This is a genomic window from Euryhalocaulis sp., from assembly GCF_013911995.1.
GTDB classification, from domain to species: domain Bacteria; phylum Pseudomonadota; class Alphaproteobacteria; order Caulobacterales; family Maricaulaceae; genus Euryhalocaulis; species Euryhalocaulis caribicus.
In genome coordinates this window covers 37,189-44,866 of the sequence record NZ_JACESD010000022.1, presented here as the reverse complement: position 1 = coordinate 44,866, position 7,678 = coordinate 37,189, and the positions used below count along the sequence as shown (strand labels likewise).

General features: G+C 63.7%; 6 protein-coding genes. 2 read left to right on the top strand and 4 right to left on the bottom strand.

Features of this window, described 5'->3' with window-relative positions; translation table 11 throughout:
* Positions 1 to 180: 180 nt before the first annotated feature.
* Positions 181 to 1,665 carry a class I SAM-dependent methyltransferase gene (locus tag H2040_RS07755; protein WP_287156554.1) on the top strand — a complete coding sequence of 495 codons (1,485 nt, stop codon included), beginning with the start codon at positions 181 to 183 and terminating at the stop codon, positions 1,663 to 1,665.
* Here the strand turns inward: H2040_RS07755 and prfA are convergent.
* Positions 1,662 to 2,744, bottom strand: a complete 1,083-nt coding sequence (prfA, locus tag H2040_RS07750; protein ID WP_022697231.1) for a peptide chain release factor 1 — start codon at positions 2,742 to 2,744, stop codon at positions 1,662 to 1,664. The two genes, H2040_RS07755 and prfA, sit on opposite strands and share 4 nt — an antisense overlap.
* 94 nt (positions 2,745 to 2,838) lie before the next feature.
* Here prfA and H2040_RS07745 point away from each other — a divergent pair, with 94 nt between their 5' ends.
* Entirely contained in the window at positions 2,839 to 3,549 is a 711-nt protein-coding gene (locus H2040_RS07745) for a M23 family metallopeptidase (RefSeq protein ID WP_287156550.1), read from the top strand.
* Between the two features lie 9 nt (positions 3,550 to 3,558).
* On the opposite strand, the gene H2040_RS07740 is transcribed toward H2040_RS07745, so the two are convergent.
* The 3 genes from H2040_RS07740 to H2040_RS07730 form a co-directional block, all read right to left on the bottom strand.
* On the bottom strand, positions 3,559 to 5,607 hold the full coding sequence (locus H2040_RS07740; RefSeq protein ID WP_287156548.1) for an ATP-binding protein: 2,049 nt from the start codon (positions 5,605 to 5,607) through the stop codon (positions 3,559 to 3,561).
* Positions 5,608 to 5,714: 107 nt separating this feature from the next.
* Positions 5,715 to 6,857 (bottom strand): flavodoxin-dependent (E)-4-hydroxy-3-methylbut-2-enyl-diphosphate synthase, encoded by a 1,143-nt coding sequence (gene ispG / locus H2040_RS07735; protein ID WP_353844818.1) that lies wholly within the window; start codon positions 6,855 to 6,857, stop codon positions 5,715 to 5,717.
* A gap of 103 nt (positions 6,858 to 6,960) precedes the next feature.
* Positions 6,961 to 7,575 carry a helix-turn-helix domain-containing protein gene (locus H2040_RS07730; RefSeq protein WP_287156547.1) on the bottom strand — a complete coding sequence of 205 codons (615 nt, stop codon included), beginning with the start codon at positions 7,573 to 7,575 and terminating at the stop codon, positions 6,961 to 6,963.
* Positions 7,576 to 7,678: the final 103 nt, after the last annotated feature.

Genomic DNA, 7,678 nt, shown 5'->3' with positions numbered 1-7,678 from the left:
AGACGTGCTGGATCAACAGGCGGGCGTCCAGATCGGGCGTGTCGTTTCCCGCCGCGGCCAGGCGCGAGGCCAGCGAACGCCGCAACGCCCCGACGCGGTTCTGTCTATTTGCTGTTTTCATGCCGCCACCGGGGGGTTAATCGTCCAGTCCCTTTCTGACGCGAACAGGCACGCTTGAACATGAGTCACGGCACCCTTCTGCACCATGTTCGGATGGAAGACGACAATGTCGTATCCGGCGTCGTGATCGACGCCTCGGCGCCGCTGAAACCGCTTCGCATCAAGATAAGCGTGGACGAAAAGGTCGTCGGAATCGTTCTGGCGGGCGATCTGGTGAACAGGCGCACCTTGCCGGGACTGTTTCCGGACCGCGACCTGTCCTTCATGGACGCTGTGAAACAACAGGAAACGCCATCCGGATTCAGTTTCCGCATCCCCGAGTTTTTCCGGGCCGGCATTGATCACCGCATTCAGGCGGCGGTGATGACCGAGGATGGAGAAACGCCGATTTTCCGGCAATCGGCGCAATTCACGGAGGCCAGCTTCGCGGACGCCCGGCGCTTCTTCGCGGAATATAGCTACATCAATTTCGAGACCATCACCCATGTCCGGAACGATGTGGTCGCCTTTACCGGCTGGTATTCATTGCCCGAGGGCCGGGAAGATGACCTGGCGGTGACGGTGAATGGACAGCCGGCGTTCAAGTGCGTCTGCGAAAGACTGTCCGAACCGGCCGACCCGCTTCACTTTGCCTTCGACCGCGCCCGCCCGTCCTGGCGATTCCAGGGCGAGGCCGATCTGGCCGCCGCGCCCTCCGACCCGCGCGGCTTCCTGTTTTCCGCACAAAGACCGGACGGCGCTTCCGCCGGTTTCCTTCACGGGATGAATTATTTCCTGCCGGCATACTGGAAAGAGTGTTTGCGCGATTGGTCCGCGCCGCCTTTCGGCAATGTGGAGCGCACCAATCCGCATTTCACAGAGCGCAAAGGCGCGGGCGGACAGGACCTGCTGCGCGCCGGTCACTTTTTCTCCGGTTATTCCAGCCTCTGGCATGTCGACCACGCGGCGCGCGCCCACGCAGCCAAATCGCTGACCGATTGTGAAAAAATCCTCGACTGGGGCTGCGGCGCCGGACGTCTGACCCAGCACCTTCCCCGGATGCTGCAGGCGGAAATTCACGGCGTGGATATCGATGCGGAGAACATCGCCTGGGCAGCTGCGAACATACCGGATGTCCAGTTCGCCCCGATCGGCCTGGACCCGCCTTTGCCCTTCCCGGACGCCAGCTTCGACGCGGTGATCGGCCTGTCCGTCTACACGCACCTGTGCGAAGAAGACCAGTTCCGCTGGCTGGCCGAACACCGCCGCGTCCTGAAGCCCGGCGGCCTGTTGCTTGTCACAGTGGCCGCCGAATCCGCGCTCAAACGCGCGCGCCTGCCAAAGATGATCCGCTATGCGCGGGAAATGCGCCGCCACGGCATCTCGGACAGCGACATCCCGCCCCTGTTTGCCGACATGCTGGGCAACCGCGCCGACTATTACCGCAACACGCGCCATGCCACCGGCTACGTCCTCGCCCGCTGGCAGGATTACTTTGACATCAAGGGTATCGAGCCGAGCGGCAGCCAGGCGCAGCAGGACATCGTGGTCGGCGTCCGCCGCTAGGCCTCCGCCCCCTCCATCGCGGCCAGTTTGTGCGCCTGGTCTTCGGAGATCAGGGCGTCCAGAAGCTCGTCCAGCGCCTCGCCCTCCAGCACTTTGTCCAGCTTGTAGAGCGTCAGATTGATGCGGTGGTCGGAGACCCGCCCCTGCGGGAAATTATAGGTGCGGATGCGCTCCGAGCGGTCGCCGGAGCCGACCTGGCTGGCGCGGTCCGCCGCGCGCTCCGAATCCTTGGCCTCGCGCTCCATGTCATAGAGCTTGGTTTTCAGCATCTGCATGGCGCGGGCGCGGTTCTGGTGCTGCGACTTTTCGGAGGACATGACCACGATGCCGGTCGGAATATGCGTCATCCGAACCGCGGAATCGGTCTTGTTGACATGCTGGCCGCCCGCGCCCGACGCGCGCATCGTGTCGACGCGCAAATCTTCCTGCCGGATCTCGATTTCCACATCTTCCGGCTGGGGCAGCACCGCCACCGTCGCCGCCGAGGTATGGATGCGGCCGCCCGCTTCGGTGTCGGGCACGCGCTGCACGCGATGTACGCCGGATTCCCATTTCAGGCGTCCGAACACGCCCGCGCCCTCGACCGAGGCGATAATTTCCTTGTATCCGCCCGCGTCGCCCTCGGATTCGGATTCGATCTCCACTTTCCAGCCCTGATCCTGCGCGTAGCGCTGATACATGCGGAACAAATCGCCGGCGAACAGCGCCGCCTCGTCGCCGCCCGTCCCGGCGCGCACTTCCAGCATGACGGAGGCCTGGTCGTCCTTGTCCTTGGGCAGAAGCAGTAGCTGCAGCGCCTTTTCCTTGCCCGGGATCTGGTCGCGCAGCTCGTCGGCCTCGGCCTCGGCCAGCTCCTTCATTTCCGCGTCGTCCGCGTCCCTGGCCAGCGCCTCGGCCTCTTCCAGTTGCTGGCGCAGCGTGGAGAGCTCGCGCGCCGCATCGGCCACCGGCTTCAGCTCGGCGTGCTCCTTGGACAGGCGGACAATCGCGTCGGCGTCCGCGGCGGCGGACATCTCGGCTTCGATGGCGTCAAAACGGTCGACGACCTGATTGAGGCGGGATTCGGGTATATGCGGCATGGCGCATCGAATAGCGGTTGCCGCGGCGCGGCGCAAAGCCTGATAGCGCCTGACGCGGCGGAACTCTCTGGCGGGGCTGCGGGTTAGGCATGGAATGAGCAGAACTGCCGAATATGCCCGCCTGGCCGCCGGGGGCGTGATCGGCGTAATCCTGATTGTCTACGCCGCCATTTTTCTAACCCGCACGGCCACGACGCCGGATCCGTCCGCGCCATCGCCTGAAATCACGGCGATTGCGGCGCAACGTCTGGATGCGACCGAACCTCCGTCAGCGGATGTTGCGGCGCCGGAATCCCGGGCCGGCGCCCCGGCAAACAGCCGCCAGCCCGCCGCGCCCGCGGCGGCGCCTGTCGCCGCCCCGCCTTCCGACTTTCCGCGCCCCCTGATCATACCCGTCAGCGGCGTGCCGACCGGCATGTTGAGCGACAATTATGACGATCCGCGTTCCGGCGGACGCGAACACCGCGCCATCGACATCATGGCCGAGCGCGGCACGCCCGTTCTGGCCGCCGATGACGGCACAATCGTCAAGCTCTTCGACAGCAACCGCGGGGGTCTGACCATCTATCAGTTCGATCCCACCGAAACCTATTCCTATTATTACGCGCATCTGGACGCCTATGCCGACGCGCTGGAAGAAGGCCAGAGCGTCGAGCGCGGCGATCTGATCGGCTATGTCGGAACCAGCGGCAACGCGCCGGACAGCGCCCCGCACCTTCACTTCCAGATCAGCGAACTGGACGAAGACAAGAGCTGGTGGCTGGGCGAACCGATGAACCCGTTCCCGATCCTCGCCGGCCAGTGATGGCTGCGGTCAGGAGGCCTCGCCGTTAGCCTGACCGGCCGATATGGCGCGACGCCCGCCCGCTTTAACGACGCGCGTGATTTCCGCAAACAGGGCGCGAATATCAATCGGTTTCACGGCATAGCCGTCCATTCCGGCGTTCAGGCATTTCTTTTTGTCGTCGTCATGCGTATTGGCCGTCAGTCCGACCACCGGCGTATCCGCGTTGATCCCGCCGGACGCGCGCAGCCGCCGCGTGGTTTCAAGCCCGTCCAGTTCAGGCAGGCCCATATCCATCAAGACGAGGTCGAAATCCTGCGATTCCGCCAGGTTCAGAGCCTCCAGACCGGTCCATGCCTGCGTAATCCTGTAATCCAGGGTCCGCAGCAGCGCCTCCAGGATCGCGTGATTGATGCCGACATCCTCGACGACCAGGACTTTCAATCCGCGCGGCGTGTTGGACTGCAGGGTTTCCTTGGTTTCCGCCTCTTCCAGACGGGCGCGCCTGAGCGGCACCGTCAGCGTGAATGTCGCACCCTGTTCGCCGCCATCGGCAAGGACAAGGTCGCCGTCCATGGCCTGCGCCAGCTTGCGGCTGATGGGCAGGCCCAGACCCGTGCCGCCATATTTGCGGCTGATGCTGTGATCGGTCTGTTCAAAGGCCTCGAATATCCGCTCGCGCGCCTCCGCAGGCACGCCCGGCCCTGAATCGGTGACGGACAATGTCATCCGCCATTCCTCGGCGGCGGATTCCTCAAAATCCGCCCGGATGGCGATTTCGCCCTCGCTGGTGAATTTCACCGCGTTTGAAATCAGGTTGAACAGGATCTGGCGAAGACGGGTGGGGTCGCCCATCACGGCGTCCGGCGCATTATGAATGCTGAGATGAAGCGACAGCCCCTTGTCGCGCGCACGCGCGTCCCAGAGTTTCTGCGCCTTCTCCAGAAGATCAGAGGGATCCAGCGGAATGACCTCGATGGTCATTTTGCCCGCTTCGATTTTCGACAGGTCCAGGAGGTCGTTCAACAGGGTCAGCAGCATCCCGCCGCCTTCCCCGATCATGTCCAGCTGCTGGGCCTGCCAGTCATCCAGCTCGCTGGTCCGCAACGCCTGCGTGGCGCCAAGAATGGCGTTCATGGGGGTGCGCAACTCATGGCTGACCACCGCCAGGAATTCGGATTTGACCTTGTCGGCTTTCAGAGCCTGATCGCGCGAAGTCTCCAGCGCTTCCTCATGATCCAGCCGGTCCAGCTCATGCCCCACCTTGCCGGCGATCAGACGCATGATGTCGAAATCGGAATGGGTGAAAGGCTGTTGCGGCTTCGCCGATGAAAAACTGATCGTGCCGGTAACCTTGCCGCCCCGCACCACGCGCGCGCCGATAAATCCCGAAATGCCGGCATTCTGATAGCAGGGATGCTGCACGGCCCCGGTCTCCGGCGCATCGTGAAACGCCAGGGGGGCGGCGCTGTTCAGCACGTCGCGCGTGAAGGATTCTCCAACCGCGAAGACCTGCCCGGCCTGGATCTCGCCCGTCGGGTCGAACACCCGCAACACTTCGTAGCGGTCGCCGTCGACCGCGCTGATGATGCCAAGGTCCAGCCCGAAATGCTCACATCCCAGGCGCAGCAATTCGCGCAACTTGTAATCGGGATCGCTGGCGCTGGCGGCGAGTTCAAGGATCGCCGACATGCCCTGTTGCCGCAAAACACGGTCGGTCACATCGCGGATGGACCCCATGAAGCCGACATGTTTGTCGCCGCCATTGGTCAGCGGAACGCCGATCGTGGCGCCGTGAAACACCACCCCGTCCGCGGTCTGATACCGCATGATATATTCGCTGCTGTCCGCCGAAGCCGCCGCGTTGAACCGGCTTTGTCCCTGTTGGTTGAAATCCTCGGGATCTGCGTAGAGGACCGCGGTGGACTGGCCGACGATCTCCTCCTCGGAATAGCGGAAAAGTTCAAGAAAGGCGGGATTCACCTCCTGGATGATGCGCTGCTGATCGGCCACCGCGATTGCATCGGGCAGCCGGTCGAACATTTCGCCGGCATAGTCTGAAAACTTTTGCTTCATCATCCAGGGCTCTGGTCGGACTACGGCATTCAACCCAGAAAACGGGTTCGAAATGACTATAGGTTTAAGAAAGCCGACTTAAAGCCAGCGGACTGCAGGCCCGTAACCGCTTATTCAGCCGCGCTTTTTGCGCTTTCGCCTGCGGCGCGCATCTCGGCGGCCTTGTCCTCGACCATTTGGACGATCCGCTCGATCATCTCCTCGTTGGAGAGTTTCGCGGACGGCTTGCCGGAAACGTAAAGCATGCCGGAATCTTTGCCGCCGCCAGTGAAGCCAAGGTCCGTATAGGCCGCCTCGCCCGGCCCGTTGACCACGCAGCCGATGATCGACAGGGAGATCGGCTCGGCGATATGGGCCAGCCGGTCCTCCAGCGTCCGCACCGTCTCGATCACCTCGAACCCCTGCCGGGCGCAGGACGGGCAGGCGATGATATTCACCCCGCGCGTGCGCAGGTTCAGGCTTTTAAGGATGTCGTAGCCGACCTTGATTTCCTCGACCGGGTCCTCGGACAGCGACACCCGGATCGTGTCCCCGATCCCGGCCCACAGCAGCGATCCCAGCCCGATGGAGGACTTGATGGTGCCGGAGCGCCGGGCGCCCGCCTCCGTCACGCCCAGATGCAGCGGACAGTCCATCGCTTCCGACAGCGCCTGATAGGCCGCCACGGTCAGGAAAACATCGCTGGCCTTGGCGGAAACCTTGTACTCGCGGAAATCATGCTCTTCCAGGATCGCGGCGTGCATCATCGCGCTTTCCACCATCGCTTCGGGGCACGGCTCGCCATATTTTTCCAGAAGATGGCGCTCCAGCGATCCGGCGTTCACGCCGATGCGGATGGAGCAGCCATGATCCTTGGCCGCCTGCACCACGTCTCGAACCCGGTCTTTCGACCCGATATTGCCCGGATTGATACGCAGGCAGGCCGCGCCCGCCTCCGCCGCCTCGATGCCGCGCTTATAGTGGAAATGGATATCGGCGACGATCGGCACATTGACCTGCGCCACGATGTCTTTCAGCGCAGCGGTGGAGTCCTCGTCCGGGCAGGACACGCGCACGATGTCCGCCCCCCCGTCCTCCAGCGCGCGAATCTGCGCCACCGTTCCGGCGACGTCGGGCGTTCGCGTATTGGTCATGGACTGGACGCTGATCGGCGCGTCCCCGCCCACGGGAACGGACCCGACATGGATCTGGCGGCTCTTGCGGCGTTCGATGGCCCGCCAGGGGCGGACATGCATGGCGTCTTCGACAGTCATGACAGCAGGTTCACACCAGAACTCGGCGCGCGGCGGCATCCGCCGCGCAAGTCAGGCCTGATATAACAATCGATGAGTTGGGCCGCCATGCGGCCGCCGCGTCTTATTCAGCAGCGGCGACTTCAGAGGGGGCGCCTTCGGTCGCGGCTTCAGTCGCGGTGTCCTGCTGTTCGGCGCTCTCGCCGGCCAGACCGTTCCAGATGGAGGCGTCGGCCTCCTGCGGCGCTTCATCGAAGCTCCACTCGGCAAGGGCGGCGGGCACGGGCGGGGTGTCTTCGCTGGCCGAATTGGCCGGAGCGTTATAGCCGTACCAAGTCATGGCGACCGCAGCGAGCGCGAACACGCCGATGGCGCCGGCCAAGCCGCGCGGAAGGCGTTGCTCAGGCGGGGCTTCGGGTTGAATCAGCTCGGGCTTGTAACCGTCGCGGAACCGGCAGTCATTCTTGACGCCTTCCGCAATATGGCAGGGATCCAGACCCAGGAAGGTCGCGTAATTCCGCGCAAAGCTCACCGCATAGGCCCGCGGCGGCAGCGCCAGCGGATCGGCTTCTTCAAGCGCGGTGAGATATTCTTCCTTGATGCGTAGCGCGGTCGCCGCGTCGGCCAGTTCCAGGCCGCGCTCCAGACGCGCCTGCCGGAGTTGCGCCCCGACATGTTCGTCCTCGAAGCCGGAGACCTCGTCTCCGAACCACTCGTCCGAGAACCCGATTGCGGTCATAAGATCCTTCTACCCCTTGTTTCGCGCTGAACCGCATCCCCTGCGGCTCCCCCCAGCGCACGGTGTGACTATAAAGCCTCACCGCAACGATTTTATTAACAGG

Bases quoted from the DNA above. Each gene is read 5' to 3' on its own strand.
- prfA (WP_022697231.1), bottom strand. From the start codon at position 2,744: ATGCCGCATATACCCGAATCCCGCCTCAATCAGGTCGTCGACCGTTTT.
- H2040_RS07745 (WP_287156550.1), top strand. From the start codon at position 2,839: ATGAGCAGAACTGCCGAATATGCCCGCCTGGCCGCCGGGGGCGTGATC.
- H2040_RS07755 (WP_287156554.1), top strand. From the start codon at position 181: ATGAGTCACGGCACCCTTCTGCACCATGTTCGGATGGAAGACGACAAT.
- ispG (WP_353844818.1), bottom strand. From the start codon at position 6,857: ATGACTGTCGAAGACGCCATGCATGTCCGCCCCTGGCGGGCCATCGAA.
- H2040_RS07730 (WP_287156547.1), bottom strand. From the start codon at position 7,575: ATGACCGCAATCGGGTTCTCGGACGAGTGGTTCGGAGACGAGGTCTCC.
- H2040_RS07740 (WP_287156548.1), bottom strand. From the start codon at position 5,607: ATGATGAAGCAAAAGTTTTCAGACTATGCCGGCGAAATGTTCGACCGG.